Source organism: Methanomassiliicoccales archaeon, from assembly GCA_014361295.1.
GTDB lineage: Archaea > Thermoplasmatota > Thermoplasmata > Methanomassiliicoccales > JACIVX01 > JACIVX01.
The window spans coordinates 1-729 of record JACIVX010000111.1 but is presented as its reverse complement, the minus strand read 5'-3'; the positions used below and the strand labels follow the sequence as shown (position 1 = coordinate 729).

Here is a 729-nt window from a genome sequence, read left to right as displayed (position 1 = left end):
GATTTCGGAAAGGTGCAGGAGGAGATCCGCCAAAAACTCGCGGAAAGACTCCCAGAATTTTGGCGGAGCGGCATCCATGGCGCGGATTTCTTCATGAGCGCCATCGGACCGGCTGTGGAGGCCTTCGGAAAATACAGCAAGGTCCTGAAACTCTCGGGCGAGGCCGTCTCCGTGCGCGAACTTTTGGATGTGGCCCGAAGATTCACCGCGGAATTCGCTGTGCGTCAGATCCTGAAAAATGGGCACCTTGGCGCCGTGGATGGGGAAACCCAGTTCTACCTCCTTTGGCGGTGGAGTTACGGTCGAAACCGCTTGGAATTCGACGAGGCGCGGAAATTGGCCCAGGCCCGCGGCGTGGACTTGGAAGAACTTACGAGGCGCGGCCTGATCAAAAAGCAAAAGGAATTCATACAGCTTCTCGCGCCCCAGGAGCGGGAGAGATGGCCGGACCGTTTCAACACCATGATCGACGCCCTCCAGCGGGCCTGCGTTCTTTGGAAGCGTGGGGATATCGAGGACCTCGACGAACTTCTGGCCCAAACCTTTGGTGCCCTCGAAGCTTTCTGGCAGGTGGCCGAGGCCATCGCTGCCACCCTTCCGGAAGGCGACGAAGAGCGTCGGCTTCTCCACGGGCTTTTGGGGCATCGGCAGCGGTTCCGGCCCCAGGGACCGGATCTTTTCTCCGGTGAATAACCCAAAAACGAGTTGACCGGGTGCGCCAAAGCGGGA

1 protein-coding gene is annotated in these 729 nt (G+C 59.5%); it reads left to right on the top strand.

The window, feature by feature from the left end:
• A partial coding sequence (locus tag H5T41_11445) for a DNA methylase (GenBank protein ID MBC7109373.1) occupies positions 1–693 on the top strand: 693 nt, incomplete at its 5' end.
• Positions 694–729 lie beyond the last annotated feature (36 nt).